Below are 22,378 nucleotides of genomic sequence, written 5' to 3' on the forward strand. Positions count from 1 at the left end.
TTGGTGATGCGGCGATTTAGCTTCCGGTAAACTTGGCTACCATTTCCGCCGGGAATGGTGCCGATTTCAGCTTGTCGGGGTTAACGGGATCGCGGCCGACCAGCACGCGGGTCTCGAACCCCTCGATGGCCAGAGCCTCCCCCTTGTAGACATTGTGCTTCACCTCGAAGCTCGAACGCTTGATGCTCTCGATCCTGGTTTCGATGGTGATCCAGTCTCCATAGGTCGAGGGGATGTAGAACTTGGACCGCGTGTCGACCATGGGAATGCCCACCAGGCCGTATTTGCGGACCAGATCCTGCTTGGAGAAGCCGGCGACCTCGAACAGGGTCGAGGTCGAATCGTCGAACATCGCGAAATAGCGCGGGTAATAGACGATATTGGCGGGGTCGCAATCGCCCCACTGGATCTGGACCTCGCGCCGGTTCACGAACATGCGGGTGTCGTCCTATTTCGGCGCCATGCGCAGCGAGCCGTCGAGGCGCACCACTTCGCCGTTCAGGTACGCATTCTCGACCATGTGTAGCGCCAGCGCGGCGAATTCGTCGGCCTGGCCGAGCCGGCGCGGGAAGGGGATCGCGGCGGCGAGCGAGTCCTGCGCTTCCTGCGGCAGGTTGGCGAGCAGCGGCGTCAGGAACAGGCCGGGTGCGATGGTCAGCACGCGGACGCCGAACTGCGCCAGTTCGCGCGCGATCGGCAGCGTCATGCCGACAATGCCGCCCTTGGACGCCGAATAGGCGGATTGCCCGATCTGGCCGTCATAGGCGGCAACGGAGGCCGTGTTGATGATGACACCACGCTCGCCGGTCGCCTGCGGCTCCAGCTTGGACATCTCGGTCGCGGCAAGGCGCAGCATGTTGAAGGTGCCGATCAGATTGACCTTGATCACCTTGTCGAAATCGGCGAGCGCCATCGGGCCGTCGCGGCCGACCACGCGCTTGGCAACGCCGATGCCGGCGCAATTGACCAGCACGCGCGCCGGGCCGTGAGCTTTCGCGGCCTGCGCGACCGCAGCTTCAGCGGAGGCGGCATCGGAGACGTCGCAGGTCACGGCCACGCCCTTGATCTCGGCGGCAACCGTCTCGGCAAGCTTGGTATTGAGGTCGCACACCGCGACCTTGGCGCCCTGCGCCGCCAGCTTACGCGCGGTGGCAGCGCCCAGTCCCGATGCGCCGCCGGTGACGATGGCTGCCTGATCCTTCAACAACATGGCGTTCTCCTGATGCGATGATTTCTTATCCGACCGATATCACACGGCCCGACGGATTGGCAGCGTAGAGCTCCTCGATCAATTCGGCGCGGTGCTCGAGCACGGCGCGCTGGTTGATCGAGCCCTTGTCGGTGACCTCGCCCTTGTCGATCGAGAGCGGTGCGTCCATCAGGATCGCGCGCGTGATCCGCGTCGAGGATCCCGTGGCCTGGCTGAGGAAACGAGTCAGGCGCTCGCGAAAAGCTTCGCGCACCAGCCGGTCGCGCGTCGCGACCACGAGATCGTCGGTCGGCAGCGTCGGATTGATCAGCCGGCAGCCGTCGAGGTCGAGCACGACCAGCGCGGAGACCTCGTCGCGGTTGATGCCGGCGATGACGACGTCGCGCACCAGCGGCGCGCAGGCCGCCGTGAGACGGGCGCGCAAGGGTCCGACGCTGACCCAGGTGCCGCTGGCGAGCTTGAAGTCTTCACCGACGCGGCCGTCGAAATCGAAGCCGGCGTTGAAATCATCGGGATCGGACGGCTTGAGCGCGTCGCCCATCTTGTAAAATCCTTCCTCGTCGAAGGATTTCGCGGTGATGTCGGGCTGGCGCCAATAGCCGGGCATCACGTTCGGCCCCTTGGCGCGCACTTCCAGCTTGCCGTTGTTCGGCACCAGTTTGGCGTCGTTGCCCGACACCGGCAGGCCGACATGGCCGGAGCGGCTGGTGCGCGGGTTGACCGACATGAAGAACGGCGCGGTCTCGGTCGCGCCGAGCCCGGTCAGCATCGGCACGCGATAACCCTTTTCCTTTACCGCGAGCTCGTCGAGGCTGTCCCAGATGAACGGTGAGAGCGCCGCGCCCGAGAAGAACATCGCGTGCAGCCGGTCGAAGAACTTTGCGCGCAGGCCCTGGTCGTCGCGCAGATAGGGCAGCAGCGATTCATAGCCCTTCGGCACGTTGAAATAGACCGTCGGCGAGATCTCCTGGAGATTGCGCACGGTCTCCTCGATGCCGCCGGGCATCGGCTTGCCGGCGTCCAGATACATCGAGCCGCCATTGTAGAGCGTCAGGCCGATATTGTGGTTGCCGCCGAACGTGTGATTCCACGGCAGCCAGTCGATGATGACGGGCGGCTCGTCCTTGAGGAAGGCCAGCGTCTCGCGCAGCATCACCTGGTTGGCGCAGATCATGCGCTGGGTGTTGATGACGGCCTTGGGATTGCCGGTCGAGCCCGAGGTCAGCAGGAATTTCGCGATCGTGTCGGGTCCGATCCGGCCGTGGACCTCGTCGAGATCACCGCGGATCGGCGTCGCCATGAGGTCGGCGAGCAGGGTGACGTCGCGGCCGGGCACGCCGCCGTAGGATGCCGCGATCTCGGTGCCGAGCGAGACATTGGCGGCAAGCGCATCGGCGAATTTGTCGGCTTCCTCGGCGAAGACGAGGCCCGGCGTCAGCAGCTTCATCAGGTAAGACAGCTTGCCGTAATCCTTCGACACCAGCGAATAGGCCGGCGACACCGGGCAGAACGGAATGCCGGCATAGAACGCGCCGAACGCCAGCAAGGCGTGGTCGATCGAGTTGCCGGAGAGGATGACGACCGGGCGTTCCGCCGACAGGCCGCGTGCGATCAGGCCTGACGCAATGTGCCGGCTCGCGACCAGCAGCTCGGCATAGGTGATCTTGCGCCAGAAGCGGCTGCCTTCGCGCTCGGCCATGAAGACGCGGTCCGGCGTGGCGCTGGCCCAATGATGCAGACGGTCAGTGATGCGGACCGGGTAGTCGCCGAGCGGCTGTTTGGGCCGCAGGTAAATCGTGCCGTCGTCGCGACGCTCGATGTCGACGACGGGATCGCCGAACGAGATGGGCCGCAGCGGGAAAGTGCTCGCGCCGCGCTCCATGCTGGAAGAGGACGGCTGTGCGCTCATGATTTCGGCTTTACCTTTGCGGTCTTGTGCTCGAGGAATTCGCGGATCCGGCGTTTGGCCTCCTTGTCGCTCTGCGCGACGGTCGCCATCAGCGATTCCATCAGGAGGCCGGTCTGCGGATTGGCCTCCGCGATCATCGGCAGCGCCTGGATCACAGCGAAATTGGTCAGCGGCGCGTTGGAAGCAACCTTGGTCGCCAGCTCCATCGCCTTGCCCAGCGCATTGCCGGCTTCCGTGACGTATTGCGCGAAGCCGTAGGAGGCGCCTTCGGTCGCGCTGTAGACGCGGCCCGTCAGCATCATGTCCATCATCCGGGCGACGCCGATCAGCCGCGGCAGCCGCACCGAGCCGCCGCCGCCGACGAAGATGCCGCGCTGTCCCTCCGGCAGTGCGAAATAGGTCGAGGGCTCGGCGACGCGGATATGCGCCGAGCAGGCAAGCTCCAGCCCGCCGCCGATCACGGCGCCCCTGAGCGCTGCGATCACAGGGACGCGGCTGTACTGGATGCGGTCGAACACCCGGTGCCACATCTGCGAATGCAGCAGGCCGCCGGTCGCGTCGTGCTCAGTCAGCTCGGAGAGATCGAGGCCGGACGAAAAATGGTCGCCGATGCCGTGGATGACGACCGCGCCGATATCCTCGGGCAGGTTCGCGAAACACTCGCCGATTTCCAGGATGATGCCATCGTTGAGCGCATTGCGCTTGGCCGGCCGGTTCAGACCCACGGTCAGAACCCGGTCCGCCCTCTCGATCCGGAGCAGCCCGGAGGCACCCGCGTCAGCGGTATCGGCGTTTCCCTGTGTCATTTGCGTCCTTGTCAGAATAGTTATGTTGTATAACGAATTCTGGGGGAGTCAATAAGGCTGGCCGCGTGAAAGCGATGCATGGTCCCGGAAAAGACCGCAGTCCGGAAGCGGTGCCGATGCCCGAACGTCCGCGCCAAAAACTGGGATGGACTGGCGGACGTTGATGCCGTCGGGCGCGCTACGCAGCCTTCGTTCCGCCTTGGGGTTGCGCCACCAGATTGATGCCCATGGCATGGAGAACTTTTATTACGGTGCCGAATTCAGGTTTGGCCTCGCCGCCAAGCGACCGATACAAGTTCTCACGGGATAGGCCGGCCTTTTCGGCAATGGCGCCCATTCCCTGAGAGCGGGCCACCGCGCCGATGGCCATCGTTATTGCGGACGGATCGTCGGATTCGAAGGCTTCGGTGAGATAGGCCGCAATCATCTCGGGGCTGTCGAGGTACTCCGCAGCGTCAAATGATTTTGCTTTTGCCATCGTTCAGTCCTCCAAATCACTTGCGATCTGCCTTGCCAAGGCGATGTCCCTTTGCTGAGAGCCCTTGTCACCACCACAAAGCAGAACGACGATCTCCTGGCCCCGCGGAACGTAGTAGATTCGGTATCCAGCGCCCTCATGGACTCTCATTTCGCTGATGCCGCCTCCGACCGGAGCAACGTCTCCGGGATTGCCGAGTGCCAGGCGATCGATCCGGGCAAGGATTTTCGCCTTTGCTCTCCGGTCTCGCAGGTTTCTGAGCCAGTCAGAGAATTCGTCCGTTCTCTTGATCGTCAGTATTTTGTAGCGTATACGCTACATTGATCGAAATGTCAATGGACTATCAGCCCCGCGGTGCGGTGCCACGCATTCACACCACCTGATGCACGTCGATCACGACGCGGTCCGCATGCCGCGCGGCCGAGCCGATGAAGATGTGCTCCATCAGCCAGCGATACTTCTCATGTCCCGTCTCGAACCTGGGGACCGTGCGGAAATAGATCAGCTTGGGATCGACCGGCTCGCCGCGCTTGAGCTTCTGCAGCAGCTCGACCGGGCCGAACCGCATGCCCTTGTTCTCGACATAGACGACGGCGCCGTCATCTGTCTCGAAGGCGTATTTTGCCTCGAGGTCGATCAGCTCGTTGGGTCGGATGGTCTGGAAGTCGGCGCCGAACGGCAGCACCTTGCCTGATATCGCGCCCGTCACTTCGCCGCCGATGATTGGAATGATACGGCGAACGCCGATCCCGGTCTCGCCGGCGGTCACGACATCGCCGATGCGCGCGGTGATGGTGAAGACGTATTTGGTTTCGAGCATCGGTGTGGTCATCGCTTCACCTCTTTATCGAACTAACGCGCTGCCCTTCCTTCTCCCCTTGTGGGAGAAGGTGGCGCGAAGCGCCGGATGAGGGGTTGCTTCCGCAAACGCAGGTGCATGCGGAGAGAGACCCCTCACCCGTCTCGCCGCTATCGCGGCCGAGCCACCCTCTCCCACAAGGGGAGAGGGGAAGATAACTCGCCGCTCCAGCACGTCTCCTAATTCGCCATCATCCGTGTCGGCAGCCAGGTCGCCAGCAGCGGGAAGGCGATCAGGATGACGAGGCGGATCAAGTCGGTGACCACGAATGGGATCACGCCCTTGAAGATCGTGGAGAAGGACACGTCCTTCACCACGCTCTTGATGACAAAGACGTTCATCCCCACCGGCGGATGGATCAGGCCGAGCTCCACGGTCATCACGATGATGACGCCGAACCAGATCGGGTCGAAGCCGAGATGCGTGATCACGGGGAAGATGATCGGCACGGTGAGGATGATCATCGCCATGGCGTCCATCAGGCAGCCGAGCACGAGATACATCACCATGATCAGTGCCAGCACGCCATAGGGGCCGAGCCCGAGGCCGGTGAGGAACTCCGTCACCTTCTGCGGGGTCTGCGTCACCGTGAGGAAATAGCCGAAGATCAGCGCGCCGATCAGCACGGTGAACACGGCTGCTGCGGTGCGCGTCGCCTGCAGCAGGGAGGCCAGGATCTTCTCGCGGTCGAGCCGCCGGGTGACCACGCCGATGATGAAGGCGCCCGCGGCGCCGACGCCGCCGGCCTCCGTCGGGGTGAAGCGCGGCAGGAACGGCAGGCCGTAGAGGCCGCCGATCACGAACACGAACAGCAGTACCGGCGCCCAGATCTCCTTCAGGCCCGCGAAGCGCTCGCGCCACGGCGTCGCCTTGCCCTTGGGCAGGAAGTCGGGCCGGAAATAACCGATCAGGAAGATCGTGATCATGTACATGCTCATCGCCAGCAGGCCGGGGATGATGCCGGCGATGAAAAGCTTGCCGATGTCCTGCTCGGTGATGATGCCGTAGACCGCGAGCACGGTGGAGGGTGGCAGCATCGCCCCCAGCGTGCCGCCGGCCGCGATCACGCCGGTGGCAAACGATTGAGGATAGCCGAACCGGCGCATCTCGGGATAAGCGACGGCGGAGAAGGTCGCGGCGGTCGCGACCGACGACCCGCAGATCGCGGCAAAACCGCCGCAGGCGCCGACGGTGGCGATGCCGAGGCCGCCGCGCAAATGGCCGACGAAGCCGTTGGCGGCGCGGAACAGCTCGCGGCTCATGCCCGAATTGGACACGAACGAGCCCATCAGCAGGAACATCGGGATGACGCCGAAGGTATAGTCGGTCACCGTGCGCATCGAGGTCTGGCCGACCAGCTTCAGCGCCGCATTGCCGTTGACGAGATAGGCGAAGCCGGAGACGCCGACGAGGCCCATGGCCATGCCGACGGGCACCCGCAGCAGCATCAGAAGAAATAAGGAAACGAAGCCGATTAAGGCGACGGCATCGGTGCTCATGGTTACTCCGTCGCCTTCAATTTGGGGTCGTGCATGTCTTCGGGATGGAAGATCAGGCGGTAGGTGCGAATCGCGATCAGCAGCACGGCCGCGGCATCGCCGATCCACGCGACCGCGAAGAACGGCCAGGTCGGCATGTGCATGTCGAAGGTCTGGACGTTGTCGTTGTAGGTGCCGCGCACCTTGTCGAACAAGGTCCAGGTCTGCACGGTGACGACGAACAGCAGCACCAGGGTGGCGAACACGTCGATCCAGCGCTGCTGGCGCGGCCCGACATTGCCCCAGACCAGATCCACCGTGATGTGGGTGCCGCGATAAGAGGTCGCCGCGATGCCCCAGAAAATGAGGATGCCGAGCAGCAGGCGGCCGATGTCGAAACTGTCGGGGATCGAATAGTTCAGCGTGTTGCGCAGCAGGACCGACAGGAAGATGTCGAGCGCGACGATGCCGACGAAACCGGCCGCGATCCATTCGATGGTGTCGATGATGCGGTCCATCCAGGAGCGCTTCATGGGCGATGAGTCCTATCTAGAATTAGCGAAGCTGGGTTCAGCTGTTGCCGCGAAGAACGTGCGCTCCCTCCCCCGCTTGAGGGTTGGGGAGAGGGTGCTTCCACAATCGAGAACCCCCAAGAGGAGAAAGCCCTCACCCGCGCCTTCGGCGCGACCTCTCCCGCAAGCGGGAGAGGTGCAACAAGCGAGCGATCGCGTCGCGGCGCCTACTCCGCCAGCGCGTTGTATTTCTTCAACGAAGCCTTGAGCTCCGCCATCGCGGCATCCGGATCCGCGCCGGCCTTCTTGGCACCCTCACTCCAGGTCTTCACCAGCGGTTCGGCGGCCTTCTTCCAGGCAGCGGTCTGCTCGGGTGTCAGCTTGTAGACCTCGTGGCCGGATTCCGCCTTCACCTTGTCGATGCCGGCATCCTCGAACTTGCCCCAGTGCTCGCCGACCACGCCCGCCATCTCGACCGAGCAGTTCTTGTCGATCGCGGCCTTCTGCTTGTCGGACATCGCATTGTACTTGTCCTTGTTGATCACGAACACGAAGGTCGTGGTGTAGAGCGGCGCCTCCATGTCGTATTTGGTCACCTTGTCGATGCCGAACAGCACCAGGGAGCCCCAGGGGAAGGTGACGCCGTCGGCGACGCCGCGCTCGATGATGTCGCGCACCTCCGGTGCCGAGGACTGCACGTTGGTGCCGCCGAGCGAGGTCACGAAGTTCGCCATGGTGGCGTGCGCCGGGCGGATCTTCATGCCCTTCACGTCTTCGGGCATCACGATCTTTTTGGTCTTGGAATGGAAGGAGGAGGGCGAGTGAACGAAGGCGAGGCAATATTTGACGTCCTTCATCTCCTTCTCGGCATATTTGCGATACCAGGCGTCCAGCCCCATCGAGCCGCCCTTGGCGTCGGAGATCAGGAACGGCAGCTCGCCGGCACCGACGATCGGGAAACGGCCGGGCTGATAGCCGGGATTGACGTAGGTGACGTCGGCGATGCCGTCGCGTGCCATGTCGTAATGGTCGAACGCCTTGCCGAGCTGCTGGGCCGGAAACACCTTGCCCTTGATGGTGCCGCCGGAATCCTTCTCGACCGCCGCGGCCCAGTCCTCCAGCGACTTCTGCAGCGGATGCGAGGCCGGCACCCAGTGCGAGATCTTCAGATCGAAGGTCTTGTCCTGCGCCAAGGCAGGCGTCACGCTCGCGGCCAGCAGCAATGCCAGACAGGCTCTTCTCATCACGCGTCTCTCCCTGTTTTCGACGGCGGGCTTCGACGGCCCGGTCTCTTTAATTAACATGTTATCTAATTGGCCGGCGCGTTCAAGCCGGAACTGACGCGCGGCTTGTCGCGCTGTCTACGACAGCCATGTTGCATGGATTTGTCGCTGCCCGGGCGACCACCGCTCCCCTTTTTGCCCAAACGTTATATGATATAATTATCGTCTGCGGGCCGGCGCGACAAGCGGGCCGCGGCAAAGCCTACAGGATCGGGAGGAGCAAGTATTGCGGACAAAAGTCGCAATCATCGGGGCCGGACCGGCCGGATTGTTGCTTGGGCAACTGCTGCACGCTTACGGCATCGACAATGTCATTCTGGAGCGGCAGAGCCCTGACTATGTGCTCGGGCGCATCCGCGCCGGCCTGCTGGAGGAGGGAACCGTAGGGCTCCTCGATCAGATTGGTGCAGGGGCGCGGGCGCATGCCGAAGGCCTGGTGCATGAGGGCATCGAGCTCGCGTTTTCCGGCCGCCGTCACCGTATCGACATGAAGGGCGCGACCGGCAAGACAGTCATGATCTACGGCCAGACCGAGGTCACGCTGGACCTGATGAATGCGCGGAAATCAGCGGGTCTCGTCTCGGTCTACGAGGCCAGGGACGTGCAGCCGCATGATTTCGACGGCAGTCACCCGCGCGTAACCTGGGTCAAGGACGGTGTCACCCATACGCTCGATTGCGATTTCATCGCCGGCTGTGACGGTTTTCACGGCGTCAGCCGCGCCAGCGTGCCGGCCACGGCGATCGAGGAGTTCGAGCGGGTCTATCCGTTCGGCTGGCTCGGCATTCTGTCGGAGACGCCGCCGGTCAGCCACGAACTGATCTACTCCAACCACGCCCGCGGCTTCGCGCTCTGCACCATGCGCTCGACCAGACGCAGCCGCTATTACGTGCAGTGTTCGCTCGACGACCATGTCGACCAATGGCCGGACGACCGGTTCTGGGACGAATTGAAGCGCCGGCTCGACCAGGAGGCGGCCGACAGCCTCGTCACGGGGCCCTCGATCGAGAAGAGCATCGCGCCCTTGCGCAGCTTCGTCGCCGAGCCGATGCGCTTCGGCAAGCTGTTCCTGTGCGGCGATGCCGCCCACATCGTGCCGCCGACCGGTGCCAAGGGCCTGAATCTGGCTGCTTCCGATGCGCATTATCTGTCGAGTGCCCTGCGCGAGTTCTACGACGAGAAATCCAGCGCCGGGATCGAGGCCTATTCCGCCACCGCGCTGGCGCGGGTCTGGAAAGCCGTGCGCTTCTCCTGGTGGATGACCTCGATGCTGCACAAATTCCCCGACACCGGCACCATCGGCGCGCGCATCCAGCTCGCCGAGCTCGATTACGTCACGCAGTCGCAGGCCGCGATGACGTCATTGTCGGAGAATTACGTGGGGTTGCCGTTTTAGGGAGGCGCTGCCGGTTTGACCAAGACTGTCATGCCCCGCGCAGGCGGGGCATCCAGTACGCCGCGGTCTCTCGATTCAATCACGGCCGTCACTGGATACTGGATCACCCGCCTTCGCGGGTGATGACAGCTGTGGTGTGGCAACGGCGCGCGCCCCATCTCAAACACCCGCGCAAATCCCGTTTAAAACTTTGTAGGCGGTGAAACTGTCGTCCACATCGCGTTCAATGCGCCCGACACGGCAACGCGAGATCATCATGACCGGCACCGACATCCCCGACGGCTTCGAGCCGTTGTTCCGCAAGAGCCCGCTCACCGAGCCCTGGGAGCCGCTCTACGCGAAGAAGACCGACACGGCCGTGATCATCGGCCTGCGGCTGGCCAAACCGCACACCAACGGCCGTGGCCTGATCCATGGCGGCCTCATCGCGGCGCTAGCCGACAATGCCATGGGTTATAGCTGCGCGCAGGCGACGGGCTGGGCCACGTCGTTCGTGACGGTCTCGCTCACGGTGGATTTCGCCGGCTCCGCCGACATCGGCCAGTGGTGCGCGATCGAGAGCGACGTGATCAAGACCGGCAAGACGATCTGCTTCGCGCAGTGCCTGATCAGGGCCGACGACGTCGCCATCGCACGAGCGAGCGGCACGTTCCGCGTGGTGCCGAAGAAGGGGTGATACTCTCGTGCCCCGGACGCGGTGCGGCGCGAAGTGCCGCTCCGCAGAGCCGGGGCCCATCCATCGACATGCTACAGTACCGCCGTCTGGGTCCCGGCTCTGCGCAGCAACGCTACGCGTTGCAGCGCGTCCGGGACACGAGACCTAGCCGAACCGCCACTCCGCCGTCTCCACCACGAGATCGATGAACGCGCGCACCTTGGCCGAGAGCAGGCGCGAGGTCGGATAGACGATGTGGATCGGCAGCGCCGGCTGCTCGTATTTCGCGAGCACGATTCTGAGCCGCCCACGCTTCAGCCCCTCGGCGGCCTGATAGGCCAGCACGCGCGTCACGCCGCCGCCGGCCTCGGCGTATTGCAGGGCGGCGTCGGCGCTGTTGCTGGAGAAGCGCGGAGCCGGCGCCACCTCGATCTCGCGGCCGTCCTGCACGAAGCGCCAGGTCGTGGATGGGCCGAATGCGATGGTCTGATGCGCGAGCAATTCCTGTGGCGTCTTCGGCTCGCCATGCCGTTTCAGATAGCCCGGCGTCGCCACCACGATCCGCCGCATCTCGCCGACCTGGCGCGCCACCAGCGAAGAATCGGCGAGGTGGCCGATCCGCACTGCGGCGTCGACCGCGTCCTCGACGAGATTGACGAGGTTATCCGATAGCCTGAGCTCTGCGGTGACCTCGGGATAGCGCTTGAGATAGGCGGTCATGATCGATCCGACATGGAGCCGGCCGAAGCCGACCGGGGCCGAGACCACCAGCCGCCCGCTCGGCAGGTTGCGCTCTTCCCGCGCGGAGCCGTCGGCCTCCTCGACATCGGCGAGGATGCGCCGCGCGCGCTCCAGATAGCGCGTGCCGACGTCGGTGAGCGCCACCTGCCGTGTGGTCCTCTGCAGCAGCCGGGCGCCGAGATGCTCCTCCAGCGCCGCGATCATCCGCGTCACCGCCGAGGGCGACAGCCGCAGTTTTCGCGCTGCCGGCGCAAACCCACGCAGGTCGGCGACGGTGACGAACACGTGCATGGCGTCGAGGCGGTCCATGGCATTGTTGCATATACTGCAATTATGAAGTGTCAAGCCGCTCGATTGTTTTAGCGGCGGAGTGGTCCAGATTAGCACTCGAAGACGCAGCAATGCGCCGGAATTTCAGGAGCTATTCCGATGACCGCAACTCACACTTACGCCAGCGACGTCGCCTTCTCGCCGGCGGTGAAAGCGATCCAGACCCGGAAGGGATCGCGCGAAGGCTACGCCCACGCCGAGCAGCGAGGATGGCGAACCGAGGTCGATGAGAACCTCGCGGCGTTCCTGGCTGACGCCAACAGCTTCTATTTTGCGACGGCGTCGGCCGACGGCCAGCCCTACATCCAGCACCGCGGCGGGCCCAAGGGTTTCCTGAAGGTCCTGGACAAGCAGACGCTGGCCTTCACCGACTACGCCGGCAACCGGCAATACATCACGCAAGGAAACCTGTCGGAGAATCCCAAGGCCTACATCTTCGTGATGGACTATGCCCACCGCCGCCGGGTGAAGATCTGGGGCGAGGCGCGAATCGTCGAGGACGACGAGGCGCTGACGACGTCGCTGATGCCGAAAGGCTACCGCGCACGGCCAGAGCAGGTGATCCTGTTCAAGATCGCAGCCTGGGACACCAACTGCCCGCAGCACATCCCGCAGAAGTTCGACGCGGGCGATGTCGCTGCCGCGCTGGCGGCGAGAGATGCCAGGATCGCAGAGCTGGAAGCGGAGGTCGCGGCGTTGAAGGGTGAGAAGGGGACGGGTTGAGGAGGCTTTCCCTCCTCTCTCGCCGCTTTCTTCGGTGTCATGCCCCGCGAAGGCGGGGCATCCAGTACGCCAAGGCATCTCGGCTCAATCATAGTCGCCTCGGAGTACTGGATCGCCCGCCTCCGCGGGCGATGACAGCGCATCTGTCGCGGCGCCTTGAAGCTAGATCACGCTCTCACCTTCATGCTGGAAGCCGAGATAGCTCGCCGCGACCCGCTCGTTCGCCGCGATGTCGCTCGCCTTGCCGCTGAGCACGAACTCTCCGAGCTCCATGACATAGGCCTGGTCCGCGATCTTCAGCGCGGCCTGCGCGTTCTGCTCGACCAGCAGCACGGAGACGCCGGCGGCGCGGAGCTCGCCGACGATGCGGAAGATGTCGGCGACGATGATCGGGGCGAGGCCGAGGCTCGGCTCGTCCAGCATCAACAGCTTCGGCTCGCCCATCAATGCGCGGCCCATCGCGAGCATTTGCTGCTCGCCGCCGGAAAGTGTGCCTGCGAGCTGCTTGCGGCGCTCCTTCAGCCGCGGGAATAGCGTGTAGACGCGCTCGATCGAGGCTTTCGCCTTGTTGCGCTCGATGCGGAAGGCCCCGAGCTCGAGATTGTCCTCGACATTCATGGTCACGAACAATTCGCGGTGCTCCGGCACGAGGCCGAGCCCCATCGCGACGCGGTCCTCGATGTCGAGCCGGGCCAGATCTTGCCCCGCAAAGGCGACGCGGCCCTTCAGCGGCAGGATGCCCATGATCGCCGAGAGCAGTGTGGTCTTGCCGGCGCCGTTGGCGCCGACGATGGTGACGATCTCATTGGCGCCGACCTCGAGCGAGACCGAGCGCACAGCCTCGACCTTGCCATAGGCGACGTGCGCGTCGGTGACGGACAACAACGCGCTCATGCCGCCACTCCGAGATAGGCCTTGATCACTTCGGGATTGGTCTTGATCGTGGCGGGCGTGCCCTCGGCGATCTTGGTGCCGAAATCGAGCACCACGATGCGGTCGGCGAGGTTCATGACGAAGCCCATGTCGTGCTCGACCAGCAGCACGCTCATGCCACCGTCGCGCAATTCACGGAGCAGTGTGGCGAGCTGCTGCTTCTCCATGTGGCGCAGGCCGGCGGCCGGCTCGTCGAGCAGCAGCAGCATCGGATCGACGCACAGCGCACGGGCGATCTCGACGATGCGCTGCTGGCCGAGCGACAGGCTGCCTGCGAGCTGGTGCATCTGGTCGGCGAGGCCGACACGCTCGATCTGGCGGGCGGCCTCGGCGAGCAGCTTGGCTTCGTCGGCGCGGTCGAGCCGCAGCATCGAGGCGATCGGCCCGGAATGGCCGCGCAGATGCGCGCCGATCGCGACGTTTTCCAGCACGGTCATGTCGGGCACCAATTTGACGTGCTGGAACGTCCTGCTGATGCCGAGCTTGACGATCTCCTGCGGCGGTGCCCTGTCGACTTTGCTGCCAAGCACCGAGATCGACCCTGAGCTGGCCGACAATACGCCGGTGATCAGGTTGAACGTCGTGCTCTTGCCGGCGCCGTTCGGGCCGATCAGCGCGACGATCTCGCGGGCCTGGACGTCGAAGGAGACGTTGTTGACGGCGACGACGCCGCCGAACTGCTTTCGCGCCTTGTCGACCTGGAGCAGGATGCTGGACTGCCCGGGCGAACGGGTGCGCTGCTCCAACTTCAGCGAGGTATCGGGCTTCTTGCCGCTGGTCCGCTCCGGCAGGAACGACATCAGCCACGGCCAGAGACCGCCGGGCGCAAGCTGCAGCAGCGCCACCAGCATGATGCCGAACACGATGGTCTCGACCTGGCCGGAGCCGGGCAGGATCAGCGGCAGATAGCTCTGCAGCACCTCTTTCAGGACCACGACGATCGCCGCGCCCAGCACGCCGCCCCAGACATAGCCGGCGCCGCCGACCACCGCGATGAAGAGATATTCGATGCCGGCCTGTGCGCCGAACGGCGTCGGATTCACCGCGCGCTGCAGATGCGCATAGAGCCAGCCCGAGAGGCCGGCGAGCACCGCGGCATGGATGAACACCAGCAGCTTGGCGCGCGGCGTGTGCACGCCGAACGCCTCGGCCGCGACATGGCCGCGGCGCAGCGCACGGATGGCGCGGCCGGTGCGGGAATCCAACAGGTTCATCGTCAGCAGCGCCGAGAGGATCACGGCGACCCAGATCGCGTAATAGATCGAGCCGGGCGAGAGCATCTTGAACGATCCGACCGACAGCGGCGGGATCGCCGAGATGCCGTCGTTTCTCCCGAGGAATTCCAGCTTGCTGAACAGGTAGAACAGGCCGAGCCCCCAGGCGAGCGTCCCGAGCGGCAGGTAGTGGCCGGAGAGGCGGACGGTGATCAGGCCGAGCAGCACCGCCAGCGAACCGCTGACCACCAGCGACAGCGGCAGCGTCAGCCAGGGCGACAGGCCGTAGGCCGTCGACAGCACCGCGGTGGTGTAGGCACCGAAGCCGACGAAAGCGGCCTGTCCGAACGAGGTCAGGCCACCGACGCCGGTGAGCAGCACGAGGCCCATCGCGACCAGGGCCGCAAGGCCGATATTGTCGAGCAGCACGATCCAGAACGGCGGCATGCCCGGAACGAACGGGATCGCCGCCATGACGAGCGCAAAGACGATGATGGGAAGCCGGCTCTGCATCGTGCTCAGTCCTTCTCTTCCTCGACCGCGGGCGCGGCGAGCGAGCGCAGCAGCAGCACGGGGATCAGCAGCATGAAGACGATCACCTCCTTGTAGTTCGAGGCATAGAAGGACGAGAACGCCTCGACGAGGCCGACGACCAACGCCGCGACCGCGGTCAGGGGGTAGCTGACCAGGCCGCCGATGATCGCGGCGACGAAGCCCTTGAGGCCGATCAGGAAGCCTGAGTCATAGTAGAGCGTCGTGATCGGCACGATCATGATGCCCGACAGCGCGCCGATCACGGATGCCAGCAGGAAGGCGATCTGCCCCGACAGCGTGGTGCGGATGCCGACCAGTCGCGCTCCGAGCCGGTTCACGGCGGTCGCGCGCAGCGCCTTGCCGTAGAGCGTCAGGCCGAAGAACAGCCAGAGCCCGACGATGAAGGCGATGGTGATGCCGTAGACGGTGAGGCTCTGGCCGGTGAAGCGCAGCGCGCCGGCGGTGAAGGCGCCGGACAGCACGGCAGGCCCGCGCTGGCCTTCGGCACCGAAGAACAGAAGGCCGAGGCCCTGCAGCGCGAGGTGGACGCCCACCGAGGCGATCAGTAACACCAGCACGGAGGTGTGGGCCAGCGGCTGGAATGCGATGCGGTAAAGATAGAGGCCGATCATCGCCACGATCACCAGCGACAGCGCGATGCTGACCGCGACCGGCGGCTTCTGGGCCGCGAAATACACGGTCAGCGCCAGCACGATGGCCGGCAGCGCGATATTGGTGAGGATGCTGCGCAGGATCAGCCGGCCGTGCAGCGCCTTGCGTGCGACGAACAAATCGAAGGCGAAGGCGCCGATGCCCAGCGCCAGCGCGAGCTTGGCCGTGCCCGGCATCTGGCCCGCCGCCAGCGAGGCATAGGTCAGCGCGCCATAGGTGACGAATTCGCCCTGGGGAATGAGGATCACGCGCGTGACGGCGAACACCAGCACCAGCGCGAGGCCGAGCAGCGCATAGATCGCGCCATTGGTGATGCCGTCCTGCACCAGGAACAGCATGATGGTGGTATTCAAGACCGGACGCTCCCCCTAAAGATTACGGACCGGTCCCCTCGATTGCGGTGGACGGTCCGCTCACAGCCATTGAAAAACGCATGCGATATTTGATATGGTCCATAACAATTATCAAATATAACATCAAGGGTGGGGCGAACGACCTGTCCCGAATTTAGCGGGATTACGAGCACGAGGAGATGACCGTTTCCAAGACCGCTGAGAAGTCCTCCGAAAAGTCCGGCGAGGCGACCAAGGGCCGCAAGGACGCAAGCGAGCCGCAAGGTCCGGGTTCTGCGGAAGCCCTCCAGCTCGGGGAGCTCTCGGAGCAGCTCGGCTATGTCCTGAAGCGGGCGCAGCTCAAGGTGTTCGAGAACTTCCTGCGCTGCATGGCCTCGCTCCAGCTGACGCCGGCGCAGTTCTCCGTGCTGCTGCTGGTCGAGAAGAATCCCGGCCGTAACCAGACCGAGATTGCCTCCACCCTCGGCATCCTCAGGCCGAATTTCGTCGCGCTGCTCGACAATCTCGAGAGCCGCGACCTTTGCGCCCGGATCCGTTCCACCAACGACCGCCGCTCGCACATCCTGATGCTGACCGACAAGGGTAAGGCGGTGCTGGCCCGCGCTAAGAAGCTCGTCGCCACCAAACACGAGGCCCGGTTGAACGATCTGCTCGGCCAGGCCAACCGCGAAGCCCTGATCGCGATGCTCTCGAAGGTCGCGAGCGAGTTCTGATCTTACCCTCCAGGGGAGGGTAAGATCAGCCTCAATCCACCAGGATCACCCTGATGTCGTTCACGTTGGTCAGCGTCGGGCCGGGCAGCAGCAGATCCCCCGTCGCCTCGAAGAACGCGGTGGCGTCGTTGTTGTCCAGATAGGCCTGTGGTTGCAGGCCCTGCGCTTTCATCTTCGCGAAGGTCGCGGCATCGATCAGCGCGCCGGCGGGGTCGGTCGGGTTGCCGGCGCCGCCGTCGGCACCATCGGTGTCGCCCGCCAGCGCCGAGATATCCGGCGTGTCCTTGAGCAGGCTGGCGAGCGCCAGCGCGTATTCCTGGTTCGGCCCGCCGCGTCCATTGCCGCGCACGGTCACCGTGAGCTCGCCGCCGGACAGGATCGCCAGGCGCTTGCCCTGCGCGCGCGCGTCCAACGCCATCCTGGCGTGAGCGGCGGCGACCTCGCGCGCCTCGCCTTCGAGATCGGCGCCGAGATCGATCGTCTCGTAGCCGGATTGGCGCGCGAGCTTCACCGCGGCGTCGAGCGACTGCCTGGGCCGCGCAATCAGCTCGAAATGCGCGCGCGCGAAGGCGGCATCGTCAGGCTTGCAGCTTTCGTTGGCGGGATCGTCGAGCGCGCGGCGCACGGCGTCGTCGATGTCGAGCCGGTATTTCGCGACGATGGCGCGCGCGTCGGCCAGCGTGGTCGGATCGGGCACGGTCGGACCGGAGGCGATCGCGGAAGGATCGTCATGCGGCACGTCCGAGATCGCCAGCGTCACGATCTCGGCGGCATTCCTGCCGGCGCGGGCGAGGCGGCCGCCCTTGATCCGCGACAGATGCTTTCTCACCGTGTTCATCTCGCCGATCGGCGCGCCCGAGCGCAGCAGCGCCTTGTTGACCGCCTGCTTCTGCGCGAAGCTGATGCCCTCGCTCGGTGCGATCCAGTTCGCCGAGCCGCCGCCGGTGAGCAGCACCAAAAGCAGATCGTCCGGCCCGGCCTCGCCGGCAAGCGCGAGCGTGTCGGCTGCGCCCTTGAGGCCGGCCTCGTCAGGCACGGGATGTCCGGCTTCGACCACGCGGATGCGGCGGGTCGGCACGCCGTAGCCATGGCGCGTGGTGGCAATACCGGCGATGCGTTCCGGCGCGAGCTTGAGCGTGTCGAGATAATGCCGCTCGGCGGCCGCGGCCATGGCGCCGGCGCCCTTGCCGGCGGCGAGGCAGATCACGCGTCCTTTGGGCGCGCGCGGCAAGTGCGGCGCCAGAATTGTGCTCGGATGGGCGGCGGCGACGGCAGCGTCGTAGAGTGCGCGGAGCAGAGGACGTCGGTCGGTCATGACGATGGCCTTCGGCGAACGGAAGAAACGGGCGGCCAACGCCGCTGTTCACCTGCCTACCGCATTGGGCGTCAAAGCGTAAGCCGGCTTTGCCATCATTCGATTGTGCAATCGCGTGATCATAGTCGGCGCGCAAGCAAAAGCCCCCTGCGATGGTCTCGCAGGGGGCTTCGCCGTCAAATCGTCAGGCGGCTAGCCGCCGACGTCGGCGCTGATCACGTCGCCGAACAGCTCCCACTTCTCGCCCTTGAACCTCTCGAGCCGGAGCTGGCTGATGGGTGCGAAGTCGGTCGCGGAGGTGTTGATCTGGATGCCCGGCAGCAGCACTTCGGTGCGGTAGTTCTTCAGGTTGGCCGCCTGCTTCATGATGTTCGCGCGGGTGAGATCGTCGCCGCACTGCTTCAGCACCTGGACGAGAGTCTGCGCCACGCCATAGCCGACGATCGTGCCATGGTCGAGCTTGTCGCCTTCGGGGAAGTACTTTGTCATGAAGGCGAGAAAATCCTTCATGCCCGGGTCGTTGTTCCACTCGGGATCGGAGACGTCCTTGAGATAGTCGGCGGAAATGATGTCCTGGGCATTCTCGAACCCGGCGGGCTTGAGCACGCTGCCGACGGAGGCAGAGACGTTGTTGAGGAAGTGCAGCGGCTTCCAGCCGATCTCGGCGTTCTTCTTGATGGCCTGCGCCGCGAATTTCGGCGTCGTGATGTTCATGAAGACGTCGGCGCCGGTCGACTTCAGCTTGACGATGTGATTGTCGATCGTCGGCTCGGAGGTCTCATAGCTCTCCTCCATGACGATCATCGAGGCGGCCTTGGCCCCGAGGCCGTCTTTCAGCCCCTTCAGGTAATCCTTGCCGTAATCGTCGTTCTGAAAGAGTACGGCGATCTTGGCATCCGGCTTGTTCTTCAAGAGCCACTTCGCATAGATCTGCGTTTCGCTCTGGTAGTTGGGTTGCCAGCCCATCGTCCACGGGAAGTCCTTCGGATCGTTCCACTTGGTGGCGCCGGTGGCGACGAACAACTGCGGCACCTTCTTGGAATTCATGTATTTGTGAATCGCCGAGTTCGGCGGCGTGCCGAGCGAGTTGAAGATGAACAGCACCTCGTCGCTCTCGACCAGCTTGCGCGCCTGCTCCACCGTCTTCGGCGGCGAATAGCCGTCGTCGTAGGAGATGAAGTTGATCTTGCGGCCGTTGATGCCGCCCTCGTCGTTGATCTTCTTGAAATAGGCGGCCTCGGTCCGCCCGATGATGCCATAGGCGGAGGCCGGTCCGCTGTAGGGCATGATGTTGCCGATCTTGATCTCGGTATCGGTCGCGCCGGTATCGTATTTCTTCTGGGCCGACGCAGTGGAGGTCGTGGCCGCAATGAGCGCGAGCGCCAGTGACGCGGCCGCAAACTTGCCGATGACAGCGGGCATTCCTATCTCCCTATTTTCTTGGTGTGTGTGCGTCCCTTTTCTTGACTTGATCTTTTTGGCGGCGCGGCCGCAATTGAATACGATTTGGCTGATGCCTTCAACAGAAAGCCCCCGCGACGGCGTCGCAGGGGCTGCGTCTTTAGTAGTCAAGGGCCGCCGGCTCTCGTGTGCGACTGCGAGAAGGTCCGACTGTCTTGAGTTGCTTAACTGATCCAGGAGCGATTTTGAGTTGCGCAGCCTCAGTGGCCGGTTTCGCTGGAGATGATGTCGCCGAACAGCTCCCATTTCCGGCCCTTGAAGCGCATCATCTGGAGCTGCTCGATCGGGGCGAAATTGTCCGGTGCGGTGTTGATCTTGATGCCGGGCAGCAGCGTGTCGGGTTCGAAGTCTTTCAATGAAGCGGCCTGCTTCATGACGTTCTCGCGGGTGAGATCGTCGCCGCACATCTGCAGCACCTTCACCATGGTTTGCGCCGCGGCATAGCCGAACACGACGCCGGCATCGAGCTTGTTGGCCTTGGGGTCGTATTGCGCGACGAAATTATAAAACCTCTTCATGCCGTCATCGGCATTCCACTGCGGATCGGAGCCGTCCTTGAGGTAGCTCGCCGACAGCAGGCCTTGCGAGATCTCGAGGCCGGCCGGCTCGATCACGCCACCGACGGAGGCCGAGACGTTGGAGACGATGTGGACCGGATGCCAGTTGATCTCCGCCGCCTTCTTGATCGCCTGCGCGGCGAATTTCGGCGTGGTGATGCTGATGAACACGTCGGCGCCAGAGGCCTTCAGTTTCACGACGTGTTCGTCGATCGCGGGCTCGGAGGTGTCGTAGGCTTCCTCCAGCACGATCATCGAGGCCTTGGCGCCAAAACCGTCCTTCAGCCCCTTCAGATAGTCTTTGCCGAAATCGTCGTTCTGGTAGAGCACGCCGATCTTTCCGTTCGGCTTTTCCTTCATGATGTACTTGGCGTAGATGCGCGCCTCGCTTGCGTAGCTCGGCTGCCAGCCCATGGTCCAGGGATATTGCTTGGGATCGTTCCACTTCGAGGCGCCGCTCGCCACGAACAATTGCGGGACCTTCTTCTCGTTCATGTATTTGCGGATGGCGCCGTTGGTGGAGGTGCCGAGCGAGCCGAAGATCAGGAGCACCCCGTCGCTCTCGACCAGCTTGCGTGCCTGCTCCACCGTCTTCGGCGGCGAGTAGGCGTCGTCATAGGAGATGAATCTGATCTTGCGGCCGTTGATGCCGCCCTCGGCGTTGACCTTGTTGAAATAGGCTTCCTCGGCCTTGCCGATCGCGGCATAGGCCGAGGCCGGGCCGCTATAGGGCATGATGTTGCCTATTCTGATCTCGGTGTCGGACGCGCCGCTGTCGTACTTTTTCTCCTTCTGCGCCAGTGCCGGGTTGCTCATCGCAGTGCACAACACGAGCGCGGTCCAGAGGGCCGCAACCTGAAAACGAACGGCGGTCATTGTTCTCCTACCCCGAGTTGGATCGGCGCCGCATTGAACAAGATTGACGCGTGCCGTCAACAAAAAGCCCCCGCGGTCGCGCGCGGGGGCTTCTCGAGGCTCGGACTATTGCGTCAGCGTGTCACTCGGTCTTGAGGTCGCCGCTGATGATCTCGCCGAACAGTTCCCATTTCTCGCCCTTGAAGCGCATCATCTGGAGCTGGGCGATCGGAGCGAAGTCGGTGGGACTCGTGTTGATCTTGACGCCGGGCAGGAGCGTGTCCGGTTCGAAGTCCTTCAGGCTTGCCGCCTGTTTCATGATGTTGGCGCGGGTGAGATCGTCGCCGCACATCTCGAGCACCTTGGCGAGGGTCGAAGCAGCGCCGTAGCCGTAGACCATGCTGGTATCGGATTTGTCGGCGCCCGGCATGTACTTGTCGACGAACTCGTTCCACCTCTTCATGCCGGGATCGTTGGCCCACTGCGGATCCGTCGAATCCTTGGCATAGGCAGCCGACAACACGCCCTGCGCGTTCTCGAAGCCGGCCGGCTTCATCACGCTGCCGACCGAGATCGACACGTTGGTGAGGATCTGCAGCGGCTTCCAGCTGAGCTCGGCGGTCTTCTTGATGGTCTGCGCCGCGAATTTCGGCGTCGTATAGATCAGCAGCACGTCGGGATTAGCCGCCTTGATCTTGACGATGTGGCCGTCGATCGAAGGCTCCGAGACCTCATAGCTCTCTTCCATGATGATCATGGACGAAGCTTTGGCGCCGAGTCCGTCCTTGGTGCCCTTGAGGTAGTCTTTGCCGAAATCGTCGTTCTGGTAGAGGATCGCGACCTTGGCGTCAGGCTTCTCCTTCATCAGCCATTTGGCGTAGATCTGCGCTTCGCTCTGGTAGGAGGGCTGCCAGCCCATGGTCCAGGGGAAGTTCTTCGGATCGTTCCACTTGGTGGCGCCGGTGGCCACGAACAGCTGCGGGATCTTCTTGGAATTGAGGTACTTCTGGATCGCGCTGTTGGACGGCGTGCCGAGCGGATTGAAGACGACCAGAACCTCGTCGCTCTCGACCAGCTTGCGCACCTGCTCGACGGCCTTCGGCGGCGAATAGCCGTCGTCATAGGTGACGAAGTTGATCTTGCGGCCGTTGATGCCGCCCTTGTCGTTGATCATCTTGAAATAGGCTTCTTCGGTCTTGCCGATGATGCCATAAGCCGATGCCGGACCGCTGTACGGCATGATGTTGCCGATCTTGATCTCGGTATCGGACGCGCCGGTGTCGTATTTCTTCTGGGCGAGTGCAGCGCCTGAGGTGAGGGCAATGGCCGCCGTTGCCGTGAGCAGCGCGGCGGCTCGCAGTTTTCTTCCAAAACGCAATTCGGTCTCCTTG

The 22,378-nt window shown here is 63.9% G+C and carries 22 protein-coding genes; 4 read left to right on the forward strand and 18 right to left on the reverse strand.

Annotation, left to right across the window (positions count from 1 at the left end; all coding sequences use genetic code 11):
- Positions 1-16 precede the first annotated feature (16 nt).
- The 10 genes from SE92_RS27635 to SE92_RS27680 all read right to left on the reverse strand — a co-directional run bounded on the left by SE92_RS27635 (position 17) and on the right by SE92_RS27680 (position 8,496).
- Positions 17-436, reverse strand: a complete 420-nt coding sequence (locus SE92_RS27635) for an acyl-CoA thioesterase (RefSeq protein WP_063200585.1) — start codon at positions 434-436, stop codon at positions 17-19.
- Positions 437-448: 12 nt separating this feature from the next.
- Positions 449-1,210 carry an SDR family NAD(P)-dependent oxidoreductase gene (locus SE92_RS27640; RefSeq protein ID WP_063200588.1) on the reverse strand — a complete coding sequence of 254 codons (762 nt, stop codon included), beginning with the start codon at positions 1,208-1,210 and terminating at the stop codon, positions 449-451.
- A 25-nt stretch (positions 1,211-1,235) separates the two neighbouring features.
- Positions 1,236-3,119 (reverse strand): feruloyl-CoA synthase, encoded by a 1,884-nt coding sequence (locus SE92_RS27645; protein WP_063200591.1) that lies wholly within the window; start codon positions 3,117-3,119, stop codon positions 1,236-1,238.
- Positions 3,116-3,925, reverse strand: a complete 810-nt coding sequence (locus tag SE92_RS27650; protein WP_063200594.1) for a crotonase/enoyl-CoA hydratase family protein — start codon at positions 3,923-3,925, stop codon at positions 3,116-3,118. The genes SE92_RS27645 and SE92_RS27650 overlap by 4 nt, the downstream gene beginning before the upstream one ends.
- A 178-nt stretch (positions 3,926-4,103) precedes the next feature.
- Complete coding sequence (locus tag SE92_RS27655) at positions 4,104-4,403, reverse strand: addiction module antidote protein (RefSeq protein WP_063200597.1); 300 nt, start codon at positions 4,401-4,403, stop codon at positions 4,104-4,106.
- A gap of 3 nt (positions 4,404-4,406) precedes the next feature.
- Positions 4,407-4,703, reverse strand: a complete 297-nt coding sequence (locus SE92_RS27660) for a type II toxin-antitoxin system RelE/ParE family toxin (protein WP_063200600.1) — start codon at positions 4,701-4,703, stop codon at positions 4,407-4,409.
- Between the two features lie 70 nt (positions 4,704-4,773).
- Complete coding sequence (locus SE92_RS27665; protein ID WP_063200603.1) at positions 4,774-5,235, reverse strand: DUF3237 domain-containing protein; 462 nt, start codon at positions 5,233-5,235, stop codon at positions 4,774-4,776.
- Between the two features lie 206 nt (positions 5,236-5,441).
- The gene (locus SE92_RS27670; protein WP_063200606.1) at positions 5,442-6,761 is read right to left on the reverse strand and encodes a TRAP transporter large permease; all 1,320 of its coding nucleotides are present in this window, start codon (positions 6,759-6,761) and stop codon (positions 5,442-5,444) included.
- 2 nt (positions 6,762-6,763) lie between these two features.
- Entirely contained in the window at positions 6,764-7,273 is a 510-nt protein-coding gene (locus tag SE92_RS27675) for a TRAP transporter small permease (protein WP_063200609.1), read from the reverse strand.
- A 206-nt stretch (positions 7,274-7,479) separates the two neighbouring features.
- Positions 7,480-8,496, reverse strand: a complete 1,017-nt coding sequence (locus tag SE92_RS27680; protein ID WP_063200612.1) for a TRAP transporter substrate-binding protein — start codon at positions 8,494-8,496, stop codon at positions 7,480-7,482.
- 265 nt (positions 8,497-8,761) lie between these two features.
- On the opposite strand from SE92_RS27680, the gene pobA reads away from it, so the two are divergent.
- Positions 8,762-9,931 (forward strand): 4-hydroxybenzoate 3-monooxygenase, encoded by a 1,170-nt coding sequence (gene pobA, locus SE92_RS27685; RefSeq protein ID WP_063200615.1) that lies wholly within the window; start codon positions 8,762-8,764, stop codon positions 9,929-9,931.
- Between the two features lie 256 nt (positions 9,932-10,187).
- Complete coding sequence (locus tag SE92_RS27690) at positions 10,188-10,607, forward strand: PaaI family thioesterase (protein WP_063203796.1); 420 nt, start codon at positions 10,188-10,190, stop codon at positions 10,605-10,607.
- A 144-nt stretch (positions 10,608-10,751) separates the two neighbouring features.
- On the opposite strand, the gene SE92_RS27695 is transcribed toward SE92_RS27690, so the two are convergent.
- Positions 10,752-11,636: a LysR family transcriptional regulator gene (locus SE92_RS27695; RefSeq protein WP_063200618.1), complete on the reverse strand. Its 885-nt coding sequence runs from the start codon at positions 11,634-11,636 to the stop codon at positions 10,752-10,754.
- Between the two features lie 120 nt (positions 11,637-11,756).
- On the opposite strand from SE92_RS27695, the gene SE92_RS27700 reads away from it, so the two are divergent.
- Complete coding sequence (locus SE92_RS27700; protein ID WP_063200620.1) at positions 11,757-12,380, forward strand: pyridoxamine 5'-phosphate oxidase family protein; 624 nt, start codon at positions 11,757-11,759, stop codon at positions 12,378-12,380.
- Positions 12,381-12,542: 162 nt separating this feature from the next.
- On the opposite strand, the gene SE92_RS27705 is transcribed toward SE92_RS27700, so the two are convergent.
- From SE92_RS27705 to SE92_RS27715, 3 genes are read right to left on the reverse strand one after another with little or no spacing between them, the layout of a single operon-like run.
- Positions 12,543-13,274 (reverse strand): ABC transporter ATP-binding protein, encoded by a 732-nt coding sequence (locus SE92_RS27705; RefSeq protein ID WP_063200623.1) that lies wholly within the window; start codon positions 13,272-13,274, stop codon positions 12,543-12,545.
- Positions 13,271-15,040: a branched-chain amino acid ABC transporter ATP-binding protein/permease gene (locus SE92_RS27710; RefSeq protein WP_063200626.1), complete on the reverse strand. Its 1,770-nt coding sequence runs from the start codon at positions 15,038-15,040 to the stop codon at positions 13,271-13,273. The genes SE92_RS27705 and SE92_RS27710 overlap by 4 nt, the downstream gene beginning before the upstream one ends.
- A 5-nt stretch (positions 15,041-15,045) precedes the next feature.
- Positions 15,046-16,086 (reverse strand): branched-chain amino acid ABC transporter permease, encoded by a 1,041-nt coding sequence (locus SE92_RS27715; protein WP_063200629.1) that lies wholly within the window; start codon positions 16,084-16,086, stop codon positions 15,046-15,048.
- A gap of 179 nt (positions 16,087-16,265) precedes the next feature.
- On the opposite strand from SE92_RS27715, the gene SE92_RS27720 reads away from it, so the two are divergent.
- The gene (locus SE92_RS27720; protein WP_063200632.1) at positions 16,266-16,799 is read left to right on the forward strand and encodes a MarR family winged helix-turn-helix transcriptional regulator; all 534 of its coding nucleotides are present in this window, start codon (positions 16,266-16,268) and stop codon (positions 16,797-16,799) included.
- A 31-nt stretch (positions 16,800-16,830) separates the two neighbouring features.
- Here SE92_RS27720 and SE92_RS27725 read toward each other — a convergent pair whose 3' ends face one another.
- The 4 genes from SE92_RS27725 to SE92_RS27740 all read right to left on the reverse strand — a co-directional run bounded on the left by SE92_RS27725 (position 16,831) and on the right by SE92_RS27740 (position 22,365).
- A complete protein-coding gene (locus SE92_RS27725; protein ID WP_063203797.1) occupies positions 16,831-18,114 on the reverse strand; it encodes a glycerate kinase type-2 family protein in 1,284 nt (427 codons plus the stop codon).
- A 192-nt stretch (positions 18,115-18,306) separates the two neighbouring features.
- On the reverse strand, positions 18,307-19,536 hold the full coding sequence (locus tag SE92_RS27730) for an ABC transporter substrate-binding protein (RefSeq protein ID WP_063200635.1): 1,230 nt from the start codon (positions 19,534-19,536) through the stop codon (positions 18,307-18,309).
- A gap of 239 nt (positions 19,537-19,775) precedes the next feature.
- Positions 19,776-21,008 (reverse strand): ABC transporter substrate-binding protein, encoded by a 1,233-nt coding sequence (locus SE92_RS27735; protein WP_063200638.1) that lies wholly within the window; start codon positions 21,006-21,008, stop codon positions 19,776-19,778.
- A 121-nt stretch (positions 21,009-21,129) separates the two neighbouring features.
- Complete coding sequence (locus SE92_RS27740; RefSeq protein ID WP_063200641.1) at positions 21,130-22,365, reverse strand: ABC transporter substrate-binding protein; 1,236 nt, start codon at positions 22,363-22,365, stop codon at positions 21,130-21,132.
- Positions 22,366-22,378: the final 13 nt, after the last annotated feature.

It is taken from the genome of Bradyrhizobium sp. AT1, assembly GCF_001590795.1.
In the GTDB taxonomy this organism is placed as follows: Bacteria; Pseudomonadota; Alphaproteobacteria; order Rhizobiales; family Xanthobacteraceae; genus Bradyrhizobium.